Below are 21,590 nucleotides of genomic sequence, written 5' to 3' on the forward strand. Positions count from 1 at the left end.
TGTCCCGTAATCCCCGGTGGATCAGCGCGCGGCGTCAGATGCGGTGCATCGCAAGGCGGAGGGACGTCCGCATACTGGATGTATGCGGACGTCCCGACAACGCCGCGAGGTGCCGCAGCTGTCGTCGCGCGCCCGCCGGGGATTACGGGACAGCCCTTACCAGTTGGCGGGCGCGTAGTCCTTGAGGAAGCAGCCGTACAGGTCCTCGCCCTCCTCGCCGCGCACGATCGGGTCGTAGACGCGGGCGGCGCCGTCCACCAGGTCGAGCGGAGCGTGGAAGCCCTCTTCGGCGAGGCGGATCTTGTCGGGGTGCGGGCGCTCGTCGGTGATCCAGCCGGTGTCGACGGCGGTCATCAGGATGCCGTCCTTCTCGAACATCTCCTGGGCGCTGGTGCGCGTGAGCATGTTCAGCGCGGCCTTGGCCATGTTGGTGTGCGGGTGGCCCGCACCCTTGTAGCCACGGCTGAACACGCCCTCCATCGCGGAGACGTTGACCACATAGGCGCGCTTGGCGGCGGTCGCCGCCATCGCCGGGCGGAGCCGGCTGATCAGGATGAACGGCGCGGTGGAGTTGCAGAGCTGGACTTCCAGCAGCTCGATCGGTCCGACCTCTTCGACGGTCTGGATCCAGCTGTTGGTGTCATGCAGATCGGGTACGAGACCGCCCGCGTCGATCGCCGTTCCGGCGGCGATCCGCTCCAGGGAGGCGGACCCGGTGACCAGGGCGAGCTCGGTGACGTCCTGCGCGCTCAGGCCTTCCTTGCGGGCGGCCGGGAGGGCCGCGACACGGTCGACGGTGCCGCTACCGAAGGTGCCGATGACCTCGGCCGCGGGCAGCTCACCCGCAGGGAGCGGGGCCGACTCGGCGTTGACCAGTTCGCTGTACGCGTGCGCGGAGCGGCGCACGGTCTGCGCCGCATTGTTGATCAGAATGTCCAGCGGGCCCTCGGCCGCGACCGAGTCGGCGAGCGCGACGACCTGGGCGGGATCGCGCAGATCGATGCCGACGATCTTCAGACGGTGGATCCACTCGTCGCTGTCGGGCATCGCCTTGAAGCGGCGGATCGCGTCGTTGGGGAACCGGGTGGTGATCGTGGTGTGCGCACCGTCGCGCAGCAGCCGCAGCGCGATGTACATGCCGATCTTCGCGCGGCCGCCGGTGAGGAGCGCGCGCCGGCCGGTGAGGTCGGTCCGCGCGTCGCGGCGCGCCCGGTTCGCCGTGGCGCACGGCTGGCAGAGCTGGTGGTAGAACGCGTCCACCTCGACGTACCGGGCCTTGCAGATGTAGCAGGACCGGGGGCGCTGGAGGACACCCGCGATCTCGGCCTTGGCCGAGGACGACGGCAGGACACCCTGGGTCTCGTCGTCGATACGGTCGGCCGAGCCGGTCGCGGTGGCCTCGGTGACGGCCTTGTCGTGCGCGGTCTTGGCGGCTCGGCGCTCCTGACGGCGGCGCTGCTTCACGGTCCGGTAGATCCCGGCCGTGGCTCGGCGCACGGCGATGGCGTCGGGGTGGTCGACCTCGATGCTGTCGAGTTCGTCGAGCACGCTCAGGCAGACGGCCAGCCGCTCCGGGTCGATACCCGGGCCGAACTCCTCAGTGCCGGGAGCAAGCTCCAAGCTGTCCTCTGTCACCGTCATTGCCGTTCCTCTGTCACTTGTCTCTGTTGGCGCCGACCGCCGTGACTGGTCCTGCCGGGCCGAACGCCCCGATCAAGTCTGCCATGCACCGGACACTGCTCCGTTCGAATGACCTTTCGGGTGTTCGTCGCGGTTCGCGGGCGCGTGTGTGTGCATGACTGCGCCCCGACGGCTCCGCCGCGCTTCGGTGATCTATGCTTCGCTGCGGCCGGCCGTGGCTGAGAACTGCCGGGATTTCCCCGGAGTGGGTTCGTTCGTCGCGGGTAGGCGAACGTCGAGCAGCTGTCACCGAACACCCTGCGTCGCCCGGGCTGGAGCACATGAACGAACAGGTCACTTCGCGCCCGGTCGACCGCCCCTGTGGAGACCGGCTCACGGAGGTATTGCACAGCGCCGAGGTGTTCGACGGCGAGCCCGGCTGCATCGCGCAGGCCCGGGCCCTGGCCGACCGCTTTCTGGTCCGGCTGGCCGCCGAGTGGCCCGCCGTGTTCGGTGAGCACACCCGCAGCGATCTGCTGCTGGCCGTGAGTGAGCTGGTCACCAATGCGGACCGGTACAGCCAGGGCCCGTATCTCCTGGAGTTGGAGGGCACTGCTGAGCGCGTCAGCGTCACGGTGTACGACAGCAGCACGGCCCTGCCGCTGTTCTCCTCACCCGACCCGACGCGCCCCGGCGGCCACGGCATGGAGATCGTGGTGGCGCTGTGCGACCGGCTGACCGCCGAACGCGTGCCGGTGGGCAAGCGCATCCGGGCCGAGTTCGAGCTGAGCAGCTGAGCTGTGGGGCGGGCGGGACACCTCCTGCCCCACACCCACGGTCGACCGGCCCAGAGCGGGCGTGGCGTCCGCGCCCCCCGGGGATCCCTCCGAGGCCCTCCGGAGGGAGGACTACCGTCGGCAGGAGGACCCTGGGACCACTCCCGTACTACGAAAGCAGTACGCAGGATTGCCGCCTGAGGGACGACGACGCGGCCGCTTCGAAGCGACATCGTGGTGTACATGAGTTCTCTTGCGCTGTCCGTGCTTCTGTCACTGGTCTCCGCGATCGCCTACGCGGCCGGGGCCATCATCCAGGAGCGCGTGGCCACGACTGGAGACGACCGCTCGCTCGCACCCTTACGCAACCGTGTCTGGTGGGCCGCCGTGGCACTGAACGGCTCGGGCGCGGTGCTGCATGTCGTGGCACTGGCCTACGGTCCGCTCAGTCTCGTCCAGCCGCTCGGTGCGCTGACCATCGTCTTCGCCCTGCCGATGGCGGCACTTTTCGTACGCCGCCGGGCAGGTGCCACCGCATGGCGCGGTGCGATCATGGCGACCGTCGGTCTGGCAGGCCTGCTCGCGCTCACCGGGAACGCCGAGTCGCACGCCCTGAGCGGCCCGGATCAACTGATGCTCGCCGGCCTGACACTCGGCGCGGTCGCGGCGCTCTTCCTGATCTCCACAGGCTTGCACCGGCCGGTAGTAAGGAGCGTGTTACTGGCCGGGGCCGCGGGCGTCGCCTTCGGTATCGCCTCGGTGTTCACGAAGACGGTGGCCGTGCAGTGGGCCTCCGGTGCGGCAGGGGCCGGAATGCTGGCGCTGCTGGCGATAGTCGCTTTCGCGGCCGCCGGGCTGCTGCTCTCCCAGGCCGCGTACCGGGGCGCCGGGCTGACCGCACCGCTGGCCACGGTGACCGTGGTGAACCCGGTGATAGCCGCGACTGTCGGCATCACCCTGTTCGATGAGCAGTTCCGGCACGGTACGGCGGGCACCATGCTCGCGCTGGCCTGCGGGGTGGTCGCCGCGGGCGGGCTGATCCTCCTCACGACAGAGCGGCTGGGCGCGGAGCTCCGCGCCGGGCAGCCGGTCGGGGTCGCGTACCCGCACGCTCCGGGCAACGGGACGGACGCGGAGCGCTCGGACACGGAGCCCAGCGGCGAAGGGGCTGCGGAACCGGCGTTGAGTCTGGCCCAGCCGGCTGAGACGCGGACGATCGTCGTTCATTCCGAGCCCGCAGCGTCGACGCCTGCCGGGACTGTCGAAGCCATCGCGGAAACGTTCTCGGCAGCCCCTGCGCTGCCTGTGATGATGCCGCTGGAGCGTCGGATCGGGCAGATGGAGTTCGGGCCCGGGCGGTCGTCGCACAACGGCACCGCAGCACGGCAAAGCGGCCGCGACCGCAGGGCCTGCCGCGCCGGCTGACACAGCCGGGCCCCAGGGGTCCGTTCAGACGCTGACGCCGCCCGCCCTGAGGTAGGCCAGCGGGTCGATGTCCGAACCGTAACCGGGGCCGGTGCGAATCTCGAAGTGCAGATGCGGGCCGGTGACGTTCCCGGTCGAGCCGGAGCGCGCAATCCGCTGGCCTGCGGAGACATGCCGGCCCTCACGCACATGAAGCGCGGACAGATGCGCGTACTGGCTGTACTTGCCGTCGCGGTGCCGGATGACGATCTGGTATCCGTACGCCCCCGCCCAGCCCGCCGATACGACCGTACCGGAGCTGACCGCCCGCACCGAAGTGCCGGTCGGGACGGGGAAATCGACACCGGTGTGATGGCCACTGGCCCAGGAACCGGCCTGGTGGTACGGGGTACCGATACCCACCGCAACCGGCGCGACGAGGCCGTCGGATTGCCTCTCTGCCCGCTGCGATTTGGGGCTCTCGGCCTTCTTCGGGTGTTGCTTCGGCTTGGTGGTCTGGTGTTGGGACTTCGCTGTTTGGTGTTGGGGCTTCGCCGTTTGGTGTTGCGACGTTGCCGAGTGCTGCTGCGGCTTGGTGATCTGGCGCTGCGGCTTGGCCATCTGACGCGGTGCGGTCTTGGGCTTCGCGGTCGCCGTCGAGCCCGCCTTGGAACCCGTCTTCGGTGCCTGGGCCACATCGAGGCTCAGGCGCTGTCCTGGAAAGATGAGGTCCGGATCGTCCCCCACGACCGTGCGGTTTGCCTCGTACAGGTGCTGCCAGCCACCCCGGACATGCTCGGCCGCCGCGATCGCGGAGAGCGAGTCACCGCTGGCCACGGTGTACGACTCGCGCTGGCCGGGCACGGTGGTCGGCTTGGTGGGCGTGGACGTCTGCTTCGTCTCCGGCTTCCCTGCTGCGGCCTTCCCGGGCGCTTGTACCTGGCTGGTCCGCTGCGACTGCGGGTTGGTGCCGGGGGCTTCCCCGCCGCTGGTCAGCCCCGCCCGTGTCGAGCAACCCGGCCAGGCGCCGGGCCCCTGTCCCTCGAGCACCTTCTCCGCGATGGCTATCTGCTGGTCCTTGGTGGCCAGATCGGCGCGCGGGGCGTAGACCGTGCCGCCGTAGGCCACCCATGTAGACCGGGTGAACTGCAGGCCACCGAAGTGGCCGTTGCCGCTGTTGACGTGCCAGTTGCCGGCAGACTCGCAGGCAGCTACCTTCTCCCAGACATTCGTCGAGGCGGCGCCTGCTGGCGCGGCCGCGATGAGCGGGAGCGCAATGCCCGCACCGCCGACGGTCACCGTGAGCGAGGCACGGTTGAGCCTGCTGGGCTGATATCTGCGGTGCCGTCCGCTTGCGGCCATGACTTGGTTCCCCCACTACCAGTAGGACACGTCGCAAGCGCCCAACTTATTGGCAGACAAAGGGCGATGACAAGAGAGCGATAGCGGCTCACCCGTCACGAGCGGCCCAGGGGACACCGCCGCCCGAGGTTCGGGGCCGGTAGGGGCCGGTAGGCGTGGGGAAACGCGGCCAGTGCGGCGCTACCTGGACCCTCCAGGTACTTTCCTGATGAGCATGGGCGAGTCCATACGGCCCATGCTGAACAGGCCGTTCCCGCACCCCGTATCCATACTGAAGATCCCGGCATCCCCACACAGATTGCAGAGCACACAGATGAGCGGCACTGCGCAGATCGGCGTCACAGGACTCGCGGTCATGGGCCGCAATCTCGCTCGTAACTTCGCCCGCAACGGCTTCACGGTCGCCGCGCACAACCGAACGACCGCAAAGACGGACGCCCTGATCAAGGAGTTCGGCCACGAGGGTTCCTTCATTGCCGCGCACACGCCGGAGGAGTTCGTGGCGGCGCTGGAACGTCCGCGCCGGCTGGTCATCATGGTGAAGGCGGGCGATCCGACGGACGCCGTGATCCAGGAGTTCACCCCGCTCCTCGAAGAGGGCGACGTCATCATCGACGGTGGCAACGCACATTTCGAGGACACTCGCCGCCGCGAGAAGGAACTGCGCGAACGCGGCATTCACTTCGTGGGCGTCGGCATCTCAGGCGGCGAGGAGGGTGCGCTGAACGGGCCAAGCATCATGCCGGGCGGCTCGTCCCGGTCGTACGAATCGCTGGGGCCGCTGCTGGAGAAGATCGCCGCCAAGGCGAAGGACGGCACCCCGTGCACCACCCACATCGGCCCCGACGGTGCCGGGCACTTCGTGAAGATGGTCCACAACGGCATCGAGTACGCGGACATGCAGCTGATCGCGGAGGCGTACGACCTGCTGCGTGGCGTAGCGGGCTACTCCCCCGCGAAGATCGCCGAGACATTCCGCAGCTGGAACACCGGCCGCCTGGACTCGTATCTGATCGAGATCACGGCGGAGGTCCTCGCCCACACCGACGCGGCCACCGGAAAGCCCTTCGTCGACATCGTGCAGGACCGGGCAGAACAGAAGGGAACAGGCCGCTGGACGGTGCAGATCGCGCTGGATCTGGGGGTGCCCGTCTCCGGTATCGCGGAGGCCGTCTTCGCCCGCTCGCTGTCCGGCCATGCGGATCTGCGCGAGGCGGCGCAGCGCCTGGCGGGCCCGTCGCCCACGGCGCTCGGCGGGGCGGAGGCTGCGGCCTTCGCCGACCGGGTGGAGCAGGCGCTGTACGCGTCCAAGATCGTCTCGTACACGCAGGGGTTCCACCAGCTCCGGGCGGGCAGCGAGGCGTACGACTGGAACATCGACCTCGGCGCGGTGGCGGCGATCTGGCGGGCCGGATGCATCATCAGGGCCGTGTTCCTGGACCGGATCCGGGCGGCTTACGAGACCCGCCCCGACCTGCTGAGCCTGCTCTCGGACAAGCAGTTCGCCGAGGAGATCGGTGCGGCACAGGACGACTGGCGCACGGTGGTCGCCGAGGCGGTACGGCAGGGGGTGCCGACGCCCGGGTTCGCAGCCGCGCTCTCGTACTACGACGGACTGCGCGCGGACCGGCTGCCCGCGGCGCTCACCCAGGGGCAGCGCGACTTCTTCGGCGCGCACAGATACCGGCGTACGGACCGCGAGGGCTCCTTCCACACCCTCTGGAGCGGCGACCGTTCGGAGGTCGAAGTGGGGTGACGCGGCGGACGCCGGCGCCCGCCCCGCGGCTTCGGCAGGTACGGCGTGCGAGACACACTCGCCACGTTCTGGCACTGATCTCGACCAGGCAGTCCTGGTGCAGCCACTGTGCAGTGCCCGCGAAACCGGCCTGCCCCCGCGCGGTCGCCCGGTCGGGTGACCCGGGGTGCGGCCCCGTCGCAGGTATGGATAAGTAGCACCGAGCCCAGTTGTTACCCCGTACCGCAAGCCCGCGGTCGTTCCGCACCGTTGGCCCGCGGTCGTTCCGTACCGTCGACGCCCCATGGAGCCCCCGCATGCCCGACGCCACCGCGGAACAGGTCGCGGCCCAGCCCGTTGTCGCGCCGCTGACCAACGCCGCCCTGATCCTGGTCGCCACGATCGAGCCCGGCGGTGAGCCCGTGGTACGCGAGGTGCTGCCGGATCTGGCGGCGATCACCCGCTCCATCGGATTCCGGTTCCCGGGCGCCGGCCTGGCCCCTGTGACCGCCTTCGGGTCCGCCGCCTGGGACCGGCTGTTCGCAGGGCCGCGGCCGGCCGGGCTCCACCCGTTCCAGGAACTGCACGGTGCCCGCCACCATGCGCCCGCCACCCCGGGGGATCTGCTGTTCCATATCCGGGCGGAGCGGATGGACGCCTGTTATGAGTGGGCGGCCCAGCTCCTCGGCCGGCTCGGCGGGGCGGTGAAGGTCGTCGACGAGACACAGGGGTTCCGCTACTTCGACCAGCGGGATCTGCTCGGCTTCGTCGACGGCACCGAGAACCCGGTGGGGGCGGGTGCACGGTCGGCGGCCCTGGTCGGCGCCGAGGATCCGGGGTTCGCGGGTGGCAGCTATGTCATCGTGCAGAAGTATCTGCACGACCTCGCGTCCTGGAACACGCTGAGCACCGAGGCGCAGGAGCGGGTCATCGGCCGTACGAAGTTCACCGACATCGAGCTCTCCGACAACGTCAAGCCCGCAGACTCGCATGTCGCCCTCACTACGATCACCGAACCGGACGGCACGTCGCGCGAGATCCTGCGGGCCAATATGCCGTTCGGCAGCTTCGGACAGGGCGAGTTCGGCACCTACTTCATCGGTTACGCCGCCGATCCGGGCGTGACCGAGCAGATGCTCCGCAATATGTTCCTCGGCAGTCCGCCTGGTTCGTACGACCGCATCCTCGACTTCTCGACGGCGGTCACTGGCACGCTCTTCTACGCCCCCAGCGCCGACTTCTTCGACGCCCCGCCGCCGTCGCCCGCCGATACCGAGGCCCTGCCGGAGCCGGCGTCCGCGTCGACAGTGGCACAGGCCCCGGTGCCGGTCCGTTCGGCCGACGGTTCGCTGCACATCGGCAGCCTGCAAGAAAGCGCCCAGCGATGAACAACCTCCACCGCGAACTCGCCCCTGTCACTGAAGCCGCCTGGGACCAGATCGAAGAAGAGGCCCGGCGTACCTTCAGCCGCCATCTGGCGGGCCGCCGTGTCGTCGATGTCACCGGCCCGGACGGCCCCGAGCTGGCGGCCATCGGCGACGGTCATCTGCGTGAGATCGATCCACCCACGCCGGACGTGATCGCCCGGGCCCGTACCTCGGTGCCCGTCATCGAGTGGCGGGTGCCGTTCACGGTGACCCGGTCGGCCGTGGACGATGTCGAGCGCGGTTCCGAAGACAGCGACTGGCAGCCCGTCAAGGAAGCGGCCCGCACCTGTGCGTTCGCCGAGGACATGTCGATCATCGACGGGTACGCGTCGGCCGGGATCACCGGACTCCGGGACGGCTCCTCGCACTCACCGCTGCCGCTGCCTGCCGACGCCCGCGACTACCCGGCCGCTGTCAGCCAGGCACTGACCCGACTGCGGCTGGCCGGTGTCGACGGGCCGTACCGGCTGCTGCTCGGTGCCGATGCCTTCACCGAGGCGACCGAGACCTCCGACCACGGATACCCGGTGGCCACCCATCTGGCCCGGCTGCTCGACGACCAGATCCTGTGGGCGCCCGCCGTCACGGGCGGAGTGCTGCTGTCCACCCGTGGCGGCGACTTCGAACTGCGCCTGGGTCAGGACCTGTCGATCGGCTATCGGGACCACGACGCGACCAACATCCGGCTCTACTTCCATCAGGCGTTCACCTTCCGGATGCTGACGCCCGAGGCCGTGGTCCCGATCATCGCCTGAGGAACTGACGGCCGTGGCCGGCCGGCCGGGGTGACGGCTCCGGTGCGGGCGGCGGCTCGGGTGTGGGCGGCTGCGGAATCGGATCCGGTGACGGGCCGGGCGGGACGGGACCGGGCGGCGGAGGCGGCGGCTCGGGTGTGGGCGGCTGCGGAATCGGATCCGGTGACGGGCCGGGCGGGACGGGACCGGGCGGCGGAGGCGGCGGCTCCGGCAGCGGCGCCGGAGGCCCCGGCATCGGTCCCGGGGTGGGCGCCGGTGGCACGGGGTCGGGGTACGGATTGGTCATCGGAGGCCTCCGAGCGGTTCGGGGTGGATCTCCTTCCACCGTCCCCCGGGGCGGCTCTCCGCGCCCGGTGAGTCCATACCCACAGGTTCCGAATGATCCGCGCGGGTCCTGAACGCGAACAGCAGGTCAGCGTGCGGCGGCCGCGGCGGCGAGGCCCGGCCGTGGGCTGGAGAGCACCGGGATCGGGGTGGCCGTACGGGTGACCGCATCGGCCATGGACGCCTGCGCCAGCCCCGCGGTCACCGGCCTCGAAACACCCCAGGCGCCGTCGACCACGACCGTACGGGCATCGGCCTGGCGCTCCCCCGCCTCCTCGGCGAGCAGCGCCGGCGTCGGAGCCGAAGCAGCGTCGGTGAGCGCCGCAGCAGGGCAAGCGTCATCGGCCGAACAGTTCAACCGCCCGGCCAACAGCTTCTCACTACAGTTCAGGGTGGGACTTGAGCTGCGTCTTCGCCTGCTCCACCAGTGCGGCAGGGGCTTCGGGAGCCTGGTCGGGGTGGCGCTGCGCCCACTTCGCGGCGTACGTGCAGAGCGGGACGACCGGGACGCCCTCACGGCCCGCCATGGCGTAAAACTCCTGGACGAGGGCGCCCGCGATGCCCTTGCCCTCGTGACCGGGTTCGACGACGGTGTGCACGGCGACGAGCGCGGCGGGGTCACCGTCCATCACGAAGTACGCGATGACTCCGGCGGCGGCCTTGTCGTTTTCGTACGCGAGCAGTTTGCCGTTTGCGCGGTCGTCGCGGATGTCGAGTTCTCTCGGGCCGGTCCGTTCTGCCATGACGGGTGCTCCCTCGGTGGTGGAGCCGGGTCAGCGCGCCGTGGGGACGGCGTGCGGGCTCCGTTCGGTGGAGGCGCCGGGTACGGGCTCGGAGGCATCGGCGCCGAGCGCGACGATACGGTTGCCGGCGTCGACGTGCACGATGCGCGGAGTCAGTCCGCGGACCTCGGCGTCGTCGACCTGGGCGTAGCTGATGAGGATGACCAGGTCACCGGGGTGGACGAGGTGGGCGGCGGCGCCGTTGATACCGATGACCCCCGAGCCTCGTTCCCCCTCGATGACGTACGTCTCCAGGCGCGCACCGTTGTCGATGTCGACGATGTGTACCAGCTCACCGGGCAGCAGATCAGCGGCTTCCATCAGCTCGGCATCAACGGTGACGGAACCGACGTAGTGCAGGTCGGCCTGGGTCACGGTGGCACGGTGGATCTTGGACTTGAACATTGTGCGCATCATCGAGGTACTCCTGGACATAGGCTCCCTGCCTGTGCTTTTGCAGGTCAAGGGCGAATTTTCCTACTCTACAACGAGTCGCATGTCCGGGCAGCGTTCCCCAGGTTTTTCAGCTCATACTGACCACTTTTGACCTTTCTGACGCACCGTCAGGCAATTGCAAGAGAGCTTTGCCCGCCCTCACAGCTGTCAGGGCGCCAACTGGCCGTTCGCAGCGTCGTCGGCCCGTTGCCGTCGGCGCAGTAGAGCGTGCCGTCGATCCCGCCGCAGCCCTGCGGGTGACGCCGTCACCGACTCAAGCGCGGTGACGGCTGTCGCTCAGATGGCCGACGCCGTCGGACAGGACGACGATGGGGCAAGCGACTATCGTCCGTTGGTCCGGGTCCTCGCGGGGGCCGCGGTCTTCAGCGGACATTCGAAGCTCCGGAGGAACCATAGTGACGACGGAAACCCACTCGGGAGCCGGGAAGTGGCCGCGGTTGCGGGTTGCCGAGTGGGCCGAGACGCGCGACACACTGCATATGTGGACACAGATCGTCGGAAAGGTCCGACTGGCACACGCCCCGCTGCTCAATCACTGGTGGCAGGTGACGCTCTACGTCAGCCCACGGGGATTGACCACCTCGGCCGTTCCCCACGGTGCGGGGGCCTTCGATATCGAGTTCGACTTCATCGACCACGAACTGAGTCTGCGCACCAGTGACGGCGGCGCCCGACGCATCGCCTTGGAGTCCATGCCGGTGGCGGACTTCCACGCCCGAGTCCTGCAGGCCCTGGAGGACACGGGTGTCCCCACCACGATTCAGGGGCATCCCAACGAGGTCGAGCGGGCGGTCCCGTTCGCGGAGGACTTCTCCCACCACACGTACGACCCGCATGCCGCGCACCTGTTCTGGCGCCAGCTTCTCCAGGCCAACCGGGTGCTGGGCGAGTTCCGCAGCTATTTCGGAGGCAAGGTCAGTCCGGTTCACTTCTTCTGGGGTGCCATGGACCTTGCATGCACCCGGTTCTCCGGACGCGGCGCCCCACGCCACCCCGGTGGCGCGCCGAACTGCGGTGACTGGGTCATGGAGGAGGGCTACTCACGCGAGCTGAGCAGTTGCGGTTTCTGGCCCGGCGGCGGTGACGAGGGGGCCTTCTACTCCTATGCCTACCCCGAACCCGACGGATTCGCCGAGAGCCCTGTCACCCCCTCCGAGGCGTTCTACAGCCGGGAGAACGGCCAGTTCCTGTTGCCATATGAGGCGGTACGCACCGCCCGCGAACCCGATCGGACGCTGCTGGGCTTTCTGCACACCACCTACGAGGCCGCCGCCACACGGGGCAAATGGGACCGGGCATCGCTGGAGGCGGATCCAGCCCGCTGGAACGGACATAGGTCCGGGCGGCGTCCTCGGCCATGAACCATCGCCTCCCCCTGCCGGACGGCCCGAAGGCGGGCGTGACCTGCTGGACTGGCGGCTGGCCTGGACGGGGCAGGAGGCGCTGTTGAACCGCCCCGGGTTCGGCAGCGCCTTCCGTCTAGTCCGGCTGCCCAGGGCGGACCGGAGCGGTCACTGACCGAGCGGGGACGGTCGGCGCCGTTCACGCGTTCACGCTCGACCGCACACGCACCCCACAGCTCCGTCCGGTGACGGCGCGGCGCCATGCACCGATCACCCACTTCCCTGACGAACCGCCAGTCAGGTTCCACAGGGCTTGGTCCGCTCAGGTCGGGCCCGGTGGTGAGCCGCGAAGGGTAGCCAGGCGGCGCCGGTATTCCTCCTCGTCGATCTCGCCGCGCGCATACCGCTCGGCGAGGATCTGCTCAGGGCCGCCCGGCGGGGGCGTCTTCTGCCAGGTGGGGTTCTCGCTGCTGGGCCGAGTGGGGCGGGCCAGGGCTCGGTAGAGCAGGACGCCGACGGTGATGATCAACGCCCAGAACAGCACCGTGCTGATGGCTAGCGCGAGCCAGCCCCAGCCGTTCATGTCGTGGTTGTACCAGAACATCATTTGCACGTCACTTCCCCAGGTCATCCCGCGTGGGGGGACTGACGGGACAAACCGCTTCGCCATCCATCATCGCTCGCCGCGGGTCTGGCAGCGAAGGGTCGCACGGCCTCAGCCCCCAGCCAACCTCGGTGATGACACGGAGCAGGGAACCATCACTCTGATACAGCACCTCTCGTCGGCATCGACCTGATCCTCACCGACGACGGGCCGCACCTCCGCCACGCCGGCTCCTGCCTTGAGAGGGAAGGCGACAGCGACGGAATCCGGCGTGAGGCGCGTTCTCACTCGGCCCAGGCAGGCGGACCGTTCACGGGGAACCGTGCTCGCGCTCGTGCGATCAGGGCGGCGGGGTCGGGACGCGCCTGCAGTGCGTTCAGGACCAGGAGCCACCACTGGTCCAGCCGTGACCCGAGTTCCTGCTCCCCCGCCACCTCGTCGGTGAGGCTGTACAGGCCGAAGAGCGCGTACACGAGTGTCGTGGCGGTGCCCGACGGCTCGATACCCTCGGCGAGTTCGCCCTTGGACCGGGCCTCGGCGAGAAGCCGGGTGACGGCCGCGGTCCACGCGTCAAACGGTGCGGGCACGGTCGCGTCGATGCCTCGGCGCTCGGCCCACAGGCGGGCACCTGCGCGGGCTACGACGTCCTCACGCAGGACTCTGGCGATTTCGAAGCTCAGAGCGACGAGCTTCTCGAGCGGTGGGACGTCCGGGGCTGTGTAGTGCTGGGCCAATTGCGGCCATGCGGCGAACTGTTCACTGACGACGGCGAGGGCGAGCTTTTCCTTGCTGGAGTAGTGAAAGTAGATGGCTCCGCTGGTCTTCCCGGAGCGGCCACTTATGTCGTTGATGCTGGTGCCCGCGTATCCCTGCTCGACAAAGAGTTGTGCTGCGGCTTCCAGTAGGGATCTCCGGGTCGCTCGCGCCCTGTCTTGCACGTATGTTCCACCTTTGTTCATTCATGCAACGAGTTCGGCGCAGGGAGGTAGTGCGCCCGCGCGTTGGCGGCACCGCACCGCTGGCCGCTGAGCTTTTATTATTCTTCGACCGTGCATGCATGTGGGTGACATCGGTGAAATTTCCGACCTCATCCCGACAGCTCCGCGAACGGGTCTGCCCTCAGGCACGCACTACGGCACGGTTGTATCAACTGACGTGCATAGCAAGTCAGTTGATCTGATTCACGGTGCTCCGCAGCCACCCTCCGGCCGCCTCGCCCCTCGCGTCTAGCCTGCGACCGGCCTGCCCGTCAAACACTCGAAGTAGTGATTGCGCCCTTATTCGCACAAAATTAACGTAGTGACCACGATGTTTTCGGGCTCGACCCAATGAGACGGCTGATGTCCTGAGCGATGGGCCCCACGCAGGCGAATCGACCACCTTCGCGCGCGGTCAAGGAAGACCGTTCGGCATCCCAGTCTCCAGTCGAGCGCATTTCTCCCGCAGTCCGACTTCGCATGACCGGTCGGCAGAGCGGGTTCGGCAAACTCCGAGAACGGCAGAGAAATGACAGCTCATCGCATCCTTGACTGGTCACCGGCCGCTATCGTGTTCGATTGCGACGGAACCCTGATGGACACCGAACGCCACTGGCAGGACGCACGCAACAGAGTCTTCAGAGAGTTCGGCCTCAAGCCTCCGGCCGGATTCGCCGAGCGAGCCAAGGGGGTGCATTACACCGAGTGCGGGAGCCTCATGGCCAAGGAGACCGGAAAGCCTGACCTCACCGGCGATATGACCCATTCGCTTCTCCAGCACTTCATGGCGTTGGTCGCCGCAGACCCTGTCACCATGCCGGGCGCGGCAGCGCTGGTCCGTCTGGCCGCCCGCCACCTTCCACTCGCGGTTGCCAGCAACTGCCCCCTGGACATGGTGGAGTCCAGCCTGGACCGGGCCGGGCTGCTGGGCCACTTCGGCCACATCGTCGTCGCGGGCGACACACTGCGGCCCAAGCCCCATCCGGACGTCTATGCCGCCGCGGCGAATCTCTGCGGCGTGCGGCCGCAGGAGGCACTGGCGGTGGAGGACTCCGTCACCGGTATCGACTCGGCGCGAAGCGCCGGCCTGCGTGTGCTGGGGGTCGGCCCCCGCCCGGCCGGACGGGGTGCGGACCGGGTCGATTTATGGGTCAGCACCCTGGGTGATCCTGATCTGGTGGCCTGGGCCATCACCCGGATCGCCAGGGCAGAACCACCCCGCGAATGAGGTGCCGGGCACCTCGTCGAGATCTGCGCGCACCCTCCCCACCCACCCGCATCAGTCCGCACGTGCGTGGATGCGCCCAGACGAACACTGGTCGGCCTGGCGCTCGCGTAGGGACCCGGCAGCCCCGCGCCACCGGCGCACCCGCGGTCCAGACGTACGCATGCGGCTGCTGAGGTTCCGTCACCTCGATGACCTCACCGACGCAGCAGCCCGGTCGGGACCGGGCGGCTCCCTCCCTGGGGTGCCGTCCGGTCCCTGTCCTGCCGGATGGTCAGGTCGTGTCAGGGTCGACCGTGGCCCGGCCCTTGGCTCGCTTGCCGACGACGGCCGCCACCGCGACCGCGCTGCCCGCGAAGGCAAGGGCAACCATCCATGGCTGGTTGAAGACGTGCCGGGTGGCGTGGTCGAGGGAGTACCGGCCGGGTCCGGTCAGGCCGATCGCCGCAGCGGTGAAGCCGAGGAAGGCCGGGTACTCGTAGCCACCGCGCTGTGCGAAGAATCCGGCGGGTGCGTGGACGGCCACGGCGCCCGCCATCGCACCGGCAGCGGCCGCACCGGCCGCCGGGGTGGCGAGGCCGAGGGCCAGCAGTACGCCGCCGCCCGCCTCGCCGAGCCCAGCGGCGACCGCGCTGTGCTTCGGCGGGTGGTAGCCCATGGCCTCCATCGCGGCGGTGGTTCCTTCGATGCCTCCGCCGCCGAACCAGCCGGCCAGCTTCTGGGTGCCGTGCGCGGTCAGTACCGCGCCGGTACCGACGCGCAGGACGAGCAGGCCGAGGTCACGCCGGTCGAGGCAGGCCATGAAGGTCTCCGCAAGTTTCGGGGGTCAGTGGGCTTCGACGCGCCACCCGCGCCGTGGCGGACAGGCGCCACGGTTCCACCCTCCGTGGCCCGGGGCGCCGACGTGTCCTGGTGTTACGCCGTCCGAGGGACGACCGCACTCGTGACTCTGCGACGTACCCCATTATGCAACTTGTTGCATAATGGGGTACCGGTGGTTTACAACTGGCGCAACGACACTGCGCGAGGAGCCGCCTCATGAGCCCGTACCCGAATCTGCTGAGCCCGCTCGACCTCGGGTTCACCACCCTCCCCAACCGGGTGCTGATGGGGTCGATGCATATCGGTCTGGAGGAGGTCGAGCGCGGCTTCGACCGGATGGCCGCCTTCTACGCGGAACGCGCCCGGGGCGGCGTCGGCCTGATGGTCACCGGCGGCATCGCTCCGAACGCCCGCGCCTGCTCGCTCCCCGGCGGCGCCAAGATGACCACCGAGGCGGAGGCCGAGCAGCATGCGCGGGTCACCGCCGCCGTGCATGGGGCGGGCGGCCGGATCGCCATGCAGATCCTGCATTTCGGCCGGTACGCACACCATCCCGACCTGGTTGCGCCGAGCGCTATCCAGGCACCGATCAGCGCATTCACTCCGCACGCCCTTGACGACGACGAGGTCGAGGAGACGGTCGAAGACTTCGCCAGGGCCGCCGAGCTCGCGCAGCGTGCCGGGTACGACGGTGTCGAGATCATGGGCTCCGAGGGCTATCTGATCAATGAATTCATCGCCGCCGCCACCAATCACCGCACCGACCGCTGGGGCGGCTCGTACAAGAACCGCATCCGGTTCCCCGTCGAGATCGTGCGCCGGGTCCGCGAACGGGTCGGCAGCGATTTCATCCTGATCTACCGGCTCTCGATGCTGGATCTCGTGCCCGGCGGTTCCTCGCTGGAGGAGGTCGTGCAGCTGGCCCGCGAGATCGAGGCCGTCGGCGCGACGATCATCAACACCGGCATCGGCTGGCATGAGGCCCGTATCCCCACCATCGCCACCTCGGTGCCACGCGGTGCCTACACCTGGATCACCGAAAAGGTGCGCGGTGCCGTCTCCGTACCGCTGGTGACGAGCAACCGCATCAATACGCCCGAGGTCGCCGAGGAGATCCTCGCCTCGGGGCGGGCGGACATGGTGTCGATGGCCCGGCCGTTCCTCGCCGACCCGGACTTCGTCGTCAAGGCGTCCGAGGGCCGCGCCGACGCGATCAACACCTGCATCGGCTGCAACCAGGCCTGCCTGGACCACATCTTCAGTGGCCAGGTCACCTCCTGCCTGGTCAATCCGCGGGCCTGCCACGAGACCGAGCTCACTCTGTCGCCGACCCGCACCGTCAAGCGGGTGGCGGTCGTCGGCGCCGGGCCCGCCGGGCTCGCATGCGCCGTCGCGGCGTCCGAGCGCGGTCACGAGGTGACGCTCTTCGACGCTGACGAGGAGATCGGCGGCCAGCTGAATGTGGCGCGCAGGGTTCCCGGCAAGGAGGAATTCAACGAAACGCTGCGCTACTTCCGTACTCGGCTCGCGGAGGAGAAGGTCGAGCTGCGGCTCGGTACATGGGCCACGGCCGATGTGCTCGAAGGCTTCGACGAGGTCGTCCTCGCCACCGGTGTAACGCCCCGCTCCCCCGCGATACCAGGCCTGGACCACCCCAGCGTGGTCAGTTATCTCGATGTCCTGCGTGACGGGGCTCAGGTCGGCGACCGGGTCGCGATCATCGGGGCGGGCGGGATCGGCTTCGACGTCGCCGAGTTCCTGACGGACTCGGGCGATGCGGCAAGCCTCGACCCCGAGGTGTTCTTCCGGCAGTGGGGCGTCGACACCGACTACCGCGACCGGGGCGGTCTTTGCGCCCCGGAACGTCCGAAGGCGCCGCGCACCGTCCATCTGATCCAGCGCAAGACCAGCAAGGTCGGTGCGGGACTGGGCAGGACGACCGGGTGGATCCACCGCACCGAGCTGCGGCACCGCGGCGTCACGATGATCGCAGGCGCTGCCTACGACCGGATCGACGACGACGGACTGCACCTCACGGTCAACGGCGAACAGCACCTTCTGCCGGTCGACACGGTGGTGCTCTGCGCGGGCCAGGAGCCGCGCCGCGAGCTCTTCGAGGAACTGCTCGCCACCGGCCGCACGGCACATGTGATCGGCGGCGCCGATGTGGCCGCCGAACTGGATGCCAAGCGCGCGATCCGCCAGGGCACGGAGCTCGCGGCTTCGCTGTGACGGATCCGGAAGCCCCCGCCCGGGGGTTTCCGACCGGTCCGGCCCCTCCGTCATGGGGCCACTGCCCGGCCGTCCTTAGGATGCACCCCATGTCACTCCCGCATGCGATCCTCACCGCCCTGCTCGAAAAGCCGTCATCGGGGTTGGAGCTGACTCGCAGGTTCGACCGGTCGATCGGCTACTTCTGGTCCGCCACGCACCAGCAGATCTACCGCGAGCTGGGGAAGCTGGAACAGGCCGGGCAGATCCGGGCGCTGCCGTCGAAGCAGCCCGCCCGTGGGCAGAAGAAGGAGTACGAGGTGCTGCCCGCGGGCCGGGAGGCGTTGTCCGCATGGGTGGCACGCTCCGAGGACCCCAAGCAGATCCGGGATCCGCTGCTGCTGCGGATGCGTGCGGCGGCGGTCGTCGGGGCACCCGGTCTGGATGCGGAGCTGCGCCGCCATCTGGAGCTGCATCGTCGGCAGCTGGCGGAGTACCTGGAGATCGAGGAACGGGACTTCCCGCCTGAGCGGAACTCCGAGGAGGACCGGCTGCGGCATCTGGTTCTGCGTGGCGGCATCGATCTGGAGAACTTCTGGATCGGCTGGCTGACGCGGGCACTGGCCCCGGACGAGGAACCGATTTCGTAGGTGGGTTTCCCGCTCGGCCCAGGCGGTGACTGTTCCACCAAACAAACGATTGGTAACTTTACCGAACCGATCAGCATGCACTTCGGCCCCAGCAGAGGCGGACCATGGACATCGGCAATCCGATCGACTTCACGGGACGGGCAGTGCTCGTCACCGGTGGCACGAAGGGTATCGGCGCCTCGATCGCCGAGGCCTTCCTCTCCGCCGGCGCGGATGTACTGGTCTGCGGGCGCAACGAACCGCCAAAACCGCCGGCAAGTGGCGCCCGGCAGGCACACTTCCGCGCCACCGATGTCCGCGACCCGGCGGCCGCCGCCGCGCTGGTCGACACGGCGGTGGAACGGTTCGGACGGCTGGATGTGCTCGTCAACAACGCGGGCGGCTCACCCGACGCCGACGCGGCCACCGTTTCGCCGCGGTTCGTCGAGAAGATCGTCACGCTCAACCTGCTGGCCCCGTTCTATGTGGCGCAGGCCGCCAACCGGATCATGCAGGGCCAGAGCGAGGGCGGCTCGGTCATCAACATCGGCAGCGTCTCCGCGCACACCCCGCAGCCCGGCACCGCCGCCTACACGGCGGCGAAGGCCGGACTGCTCGCACTGACCCGGGCACTGGCGCTCGAATGGGCGCCGAAGGTGCGCGTCAACCACATCACGACCGGGCTGATCCGCACCGAGAGCGCCGCACCGGTGTACGGAGAGGACGGCGGCGCCGCGGTCGCCGCGGTGATTCCGTTGCGGCGGATGGCCGTACCGGACGATGTGGCACGCGCCTGCCTGTATCTGGCGGGTGGTCTGGCTCCGTACGTCAGTGGGGCCGATCTGGCGGTGCACGGCGGGGGCGAGGTGCCGGCCAGGTTCGTCGCCTCGAAGGGCGGACTGGACTGCTGAGACCTCTGTATCGTCACTTGCTCGAAGGTCCAGACGTATGAGCCGCCCTCCGGGGCCGCTGACAGCCGGTGCGTCGGCCTTGTACGCCGACGCGCATGAGGAGCTGCGATGAGCCCTGAATCGACACTCCGACAGGAGATCGCCGCAGGCATGAGGAGCATCCCTGCCGGGGAGATCGCCCTGCGTGACGAAGGCACGAAGACGAACTGGAACGTCGAGGTCGGATCCTTCCGGCTGGCGCCGTATCCCGTGACCCGCGAGCTGTACCGAGCCGTTCTGGGCAAGGCGCCGGCGAGTTCGGCAGGGCCGCGGACACCGGTGACCGAGGTCTCCTGGAAGGAGGCCGTTCGGTTCTGCAACCTTCTCTCGCAGGCGACGGGACTCGAACCCTGCTACTCGATCGGCGACGACCCCGACGGACAGGACGTGGTCTGCGACTGGCAGGCCGACGGCTATCGGCTCCCGTCCGAGGCGGAGTGGGAGTACGCGTGCAGGGCCGGGACCTTTGGTGCGCGCTACGGAGAGCTGGACGAGATCGCCTGGTACCGCGGGAACTCCGGCGGCGAGGTGCACGACGTCGCGACCAAGGCGCCGAACGCCTGGGGCCTCCACGACATGATCGGCAACGTGTGGGAGTGGTGCTGGGACGTCTACGATCCCCGGGTCTACGGCCCGTACCGCGTATTCCGTGGCGGAGGTGGATACGATCACCCCCGAGGATGCCGTGCGTCGTGCCGCCGCAAGAGTCACCCGACCTTTCGTATCGACGACCTCGGCTTCCGGCTCGCTCGATCACTCTGAGCCAGGGCCGTGCAACGCGTCCGGCCGATGCTGTTTGTTCCGGGACACCCCACCGGCCGACACGTGGTTCAGGAACGCCTGCCGGCGACGGCCCCGTCAGCGAATGTGAAGGTGACCGGCAGGTGTTCGGGGCCGCGCAGTCCGCCCGGCCGCCACCGCAGTTCGTCCGGGGGCACGCCCAGGGCGAGGTCGGGAAGGCGGCGCAGGGCGGTGCCGATGGCGATCTGCCCCTCCAGCCTGGCCAGCGGTGCGCCCAGGCAGTAGTGGATGCCGTGCCCGAACGCGAGGTGGGCGTTGTCCTGCCGGGAGATGTCCAGGCGGTCGGGTTCGGGAAAGTGATCCGGGTCGCGGTCGGCGATGGCGGAGGCGATCAGCACGGTCGCGCCGCGCGGGATGTTCACCCCGGCGATGGTGACGTCCTCGCGCACGAACCTGGCAATGCCGGGGTTGACCGGCCCGTCGTAACGCAGGAACTCCTCGATCGCGCCCGGCAGCAGCGCCGGGTCGTCCCGCAGCAACCGAAGCTGGCCGGGGTGGGCGAGCAGTGCGGCGATGCCGCTGCCGATCAGGTTGACCGTGGTGATGTATCCGGCCGCCAGCAGCAGGAAGGCCATGGCGATCAGCTCGTCCTCGTCCAGCCGTTGTTCCTCGTCCCTGGCCACGATCAGCGCGCTGAGCAGGTCGTCGCCGGGCCGGGCTCGTTTGGCCTCCAAGAGCTTGGTCAGGTACGAGCGCATCTGCTGCCACGCCCCGTCCACCCGGGCCGGGTCCGGCGGCTTGATCCCCTGGAGGATCATGTCGTCGGTCCACTGCTGGAAGTCGTGCCGGTCGGCCACGGGTACGCCGAGCAGTTCGCTGATCACGGTGACCGGAAGCGGCAGCGCATAGCTCTCGATGAGGTCGGCGCGACCGGCGGGCACGATCTCGTCGAGCAGACGGTCGGCGATCTCCTGGACGCGGGGCCGCAGCTCCGCCACCCTGTGCGCGGTGAACGCCTTGGACACCAGCCGGCGCAGGCGGGTGTGGTCGGGCGGATCGGAGCGGAGCATGTTGCGCAGCAGGGACTCGCGCTCGCTGGCGGGCAGCCGCTCAATGAGCCGGGGATCCGACGCGTCACGGACGTCGCTGCTCAGCTGCGGGTGTGACAGGGCCATGAGGCCGTCTTCGTACCGCGTGACCAGCCAGGCTTCCAGGCCCCCGGCGATGACGGCGCGCCGCACCGGCCCGTCCTCGCGCAACTGTCGGTAGAGCGGAAAGGGGTCAGCCACGAAGGCCGGGTCGGTGTAGGGCAGGAGGACCGGTTGCTGGCTCATCATGCCTCCCGTGGGGCATCGCGCCTCTTTGCGCGGCTTTAGGCGTTTTACGCAGAGATGTTTCAGCGTAATGGGCAAGCGGCGCCGCCGAAAGGAAGCGCGGCGCACGCCGC

The 21,590-nt window shown here is 69.1% G+C and carries 20 protein-coding genes; 11 read left to right on the forward strand and 9 right to left on the reverse strand.

What is annotated here, in order from left to right:
- Positions 1-156: 156 nt before the first annotated feature.
- Complete coding sequence (locus ABT115_RS09985; protein ID WP_351786233.1) at positions 157-1,641, reverse strand: SDR family NAD(P)-dependent oxidoreductase; 1,485 nt, start codon at positions 1,639-1,641, stop codon at positions 157-159.
- Between the two features lie 320 nt (positions 1,642-1,961).
- Between ABT115_RS09985 and ABT115_RS09990 the strand changes: the two genes are divergently transcribed.
- Together ABT115_RS09990 and ABT115_RS09995 are read left to right on the forward strand one after the other, a co-directional pair.
- Positions 1,962-2,417 carry an ATP-binding protein gene (locus ABT115_RS09990; RefSeq protein WP_351786235.1) on the forward strand — a complete coding sequence of 152 codons (456 nt, stop codon included), beginning with the start codon at positions 1,962-1,964 and terminating at the stop codon, positions 2,415-2,417.
- 222 nt (positions 2,418-2,639) lie between these two features.
- Positions 2,640-3,821: a DMT family transporter gene (locus tag ABT115_RS09995; protein ID WP_351786238.1), complete on the forward strand. Its 1,182-nt coding sequence runs from the start codon at positions 2,640-2,642 to the stop codon at positions 3,819-3,821.
- Positions 3,822-3,845: 24 nt separating this feature from the next.
- Here the strand turns inward: ABT115_RS09995 and ABT115_RS10000 are convergent, their stop codons facing one another.
- Complete coding sequence (locus tag ABT115_RS10000; RefSeq protein ID WP_351786241.1) at positions 3,846-5,162, reverse strand: peptidoglycan DD-metalloendopeptidase family protein; 1,317 nt, start codon at positions 5,160-5,162, stop codon at positions 3,846-3,848.
- A gap of 313 nt (positions 5,163-5,475) precedes the next feature.
- Here ABT115_RS10000 and gnd point away from each other — a divergent pair, with 313 nt between their 5' ends.
- The 3 genes from gnd (at position 5,476) to ABT115_RS10015 (ending at position 9,079) form a co-directional block, all read left to right on the forward strand.
- Positions 5,476-6,918 carry an NADP-dependent phosphogluconate dehydrogenase gene (gnd, locus tag ABT115_RS10005; protein ID WP_351786244.1) on the forward strand — a complete coding sequence of 481 codons (1,443 nt, stop codon included), beginning with the start codon at positions 5,476-5,478 and terminating at the stop codon, positions 6,916-6,918.
- Between the two features lie 296 nt (positions 6,919-7,214).
- Positions 7,215-8,285 (forward strand): Dyp-type peroxidase, encoded by a 1,071-nt coding sequence (locus ABT115_RS10010; protein ID WP_351786247.1) that lies wholly within the window; start codon positions 7,215-7,217, stop codon positions 8,283-8,285.
- On the forward strand, positions 8,282-9,079 hold the full coding sequence (locus ABT115_RS10015) for a family 1 encapsulin nanocompartment shell protein (RefSeq protein ID WP_351786249.1): 798 nt from the start codon (positions 8,282-8,284) through the stop codon (positions 9,077-9,079). The genes ABT115_RS10010 and ABT115_RS10015 overlap by 4 nt, the downstream gene beginning before the upstream one ends.
- Positions 9,080-9,491: 412 nt before the next feature.
- Here the strand turns inward: ABT115_RS10015 and ABT115_RS10020 are convergent, their stop codons facing one another.
- From ABT115_RS10020 to panD, 3 genes are read right to left on the reverse strand one after another with little or no spacing between them, the layout of a single operon-like run.
- Positions 9,492-9,773 (reverse strand): hypothetical protein, encoded by a 282-nt coding sequence (locus ABT115_RS10020; protein WP_351786252.1) that lies wholly within the window; start codon positions 9,771-9,773, stop codon positions 9,492-9,494.
- A 10-nt stretch (positions 9,774-9,783) separates the two neighbouring features.
- Entirely contained in the window at positions 9,784-10,146 is a 363-nt protein-coding gene (locus ABT115_RS10025; RefSeq protein WP_351786255.1) for a GNAT family N-acetyltransferase, read from the reverse strand.
- Positions 10,147-10,176: 30 nt separating this feature from the next.
- Positions 10,177-10,602, reverse strand: a complete 426-nt coding sequence (gene panD, locus ABT115_RS10030) for an aspartate 1-decarboxylase (protein WP_351786258.1) — start codon at positions 10,600-10,602, stop codon at positions 10,177-10,179.
- Positions 10,603-11,036: 434 nt separating this feature from the next.
- Here panD and ABT115_RS10035 point away from each other — a divergent pair, with 434 nt between their 5' ends.
- A complete protein-coding gene (locus ABT115_RS10035; protein WP_351786261.1) occupies positions 11,037-12,002 on the forward strand; it encodes a DUF5996 family protein in 966 nt (321 codons plus the stop codon).
- 304 nt (positions 12,003-12,306) lie between these two features.
- On the opposite strand, the gene ABT115_RS10040 is transcribed toward ABT115_RS10035, so the two are convergent.
- Both ABT115_RS10040 and ABT115_RS10045 read right to left on the reverse strand, forming a co-directional pair.
- Complete coding sequence (locus tag ABT115_RS10040; RefSeq protein ID WP_351786627.1) at positions 12,307-12,591, reverse strand: SHOCT domain-containing protein; 285 nt, start codon at positions 12,589-12,591, stop codon at positions 12,307-12,309.
- 281 nt (positions 12,592-12,872) lie between these two features.
- Positions 12,873-13,547 carry a ScbR family autoregulator-binding transcription factor gene (locus tag ABT115_RS10045; protein WP_351786264.1) on the reverse strand — a complete coding sequence of 225 codons (675 nt, stop codon included), beginning with the start codon at positions 13,545-13,547 and terminating at the stop codon, positions 12,873-12,875.
- Between the two features lie 547 nt (positions 13,548-14,094).
- On the opposite strand from ABT115_RS10045, the gene ABT115_RS10050 reads away from it, so the two are divergent.
- The gene (locus tag ABT115_RS10050) at positions 14,095-14,793 is read left to right on the forward strand and encodes an HAD family hydrolase (RefSeq protein ID WP_351786266.1); all 699 of its coding nucleotides are present in this window, start codon (positions 14,095-14,097) and stop codon (positions 14,791-14,793) included.
- Between the two features lie 271 nt (positions 14,794-15,064).
- On the opposite strand, the gene ABT115_RS10055 is transcribed toward ABT115_RS10050, so the two are convergent.
- Positions 15,065-15,592, reverse strand: coding sequence for a DoxX family protein (locus ABT115_RS10055; protein WP_351786268.1), 528 nt, complete (start codon positions 15,590-15,592; stop codon positions 15,065-15,067).
- 236 nt (positions 15,593-15,828) lie between these two features.
- Here ABT115_RS10055 and ABT115_RS10060 point away from each other — a divergent pair, with 236 nt between their 5' ends.
- From ABT115_RS10060 to ABT115_RS10075, 4 genes are all read left to right on the forward strand, one after another.
- Entirely contained in the window at positions 15,829-17,844 is a 2,016-nt protein-coding gene (locus ABT115_RS10060) for an FAD-dependent oxidoreductase (RefSeq protein WP_351786271.1), read from the forward strand.
- 89 nt (positions 17,845-17,933) lie between these two features.
- Entirely contained in the window at positions 17,934-18,473 is a 540-nt protein-coding gene (locus ABT115_RS10065; RefSeq protein ID WP_351786274.1) for a PadR family transcriptional regulator, read from the forward strand.
- Between the two features lie 104 nt (positions 18,474-18,577).
- A complete protein-coding gene (locus tag ABT115_RS10070) occupies positions 18,578-19,363 on the forward strand; it encodes an SDR family oxidoreductase (protein ID WP_351786277.1) in 786 nt (261 codons plus the stop codon).
- Between the two features lie 108 nt (positions 19,364-19,471).
- Positions 19,472-20,164: a formylglycine-generating enzyme family protein gene (locus ABT115_RS10075; RefSeq protein WP_351786280.1), complete on the forward strand. Its 693-nt coding sequence runs from the start codon at positions 19,472-19,474 to the stop codon at positions 20,162-20,164.
- A 68-nt stretch (positions 20,165-20,232) separates the two neighbouring features.
- Here the strand turns inward: ABT115_RS10075 and ABT115_RS10080 are convergent, their stop codons facing one another.
- Positions 20,233-21,477, reverse strand: coding sequence for a cytochrome P450 family protein (locus ABT115_RS10080; protein ID WP_351786283.1), 1,245 nt, complete (start codon positions 21,475-21,477; stop codon positions 20,233-20,235).
- Positions 21,478-21,590: the final 113 nt, after the last annotated feature.

Origin of the sequence: Streptomyces sp. NPDC001832, assembly GCF_040297265.1 — a bacterium.
In the GTDB taxonomy this organism is placed as follows: domain Bacteria; phylum Actinomycetota; class Actinomycetes; order Streptomycetales; family Streptomycetaceae; genus Streptomyces.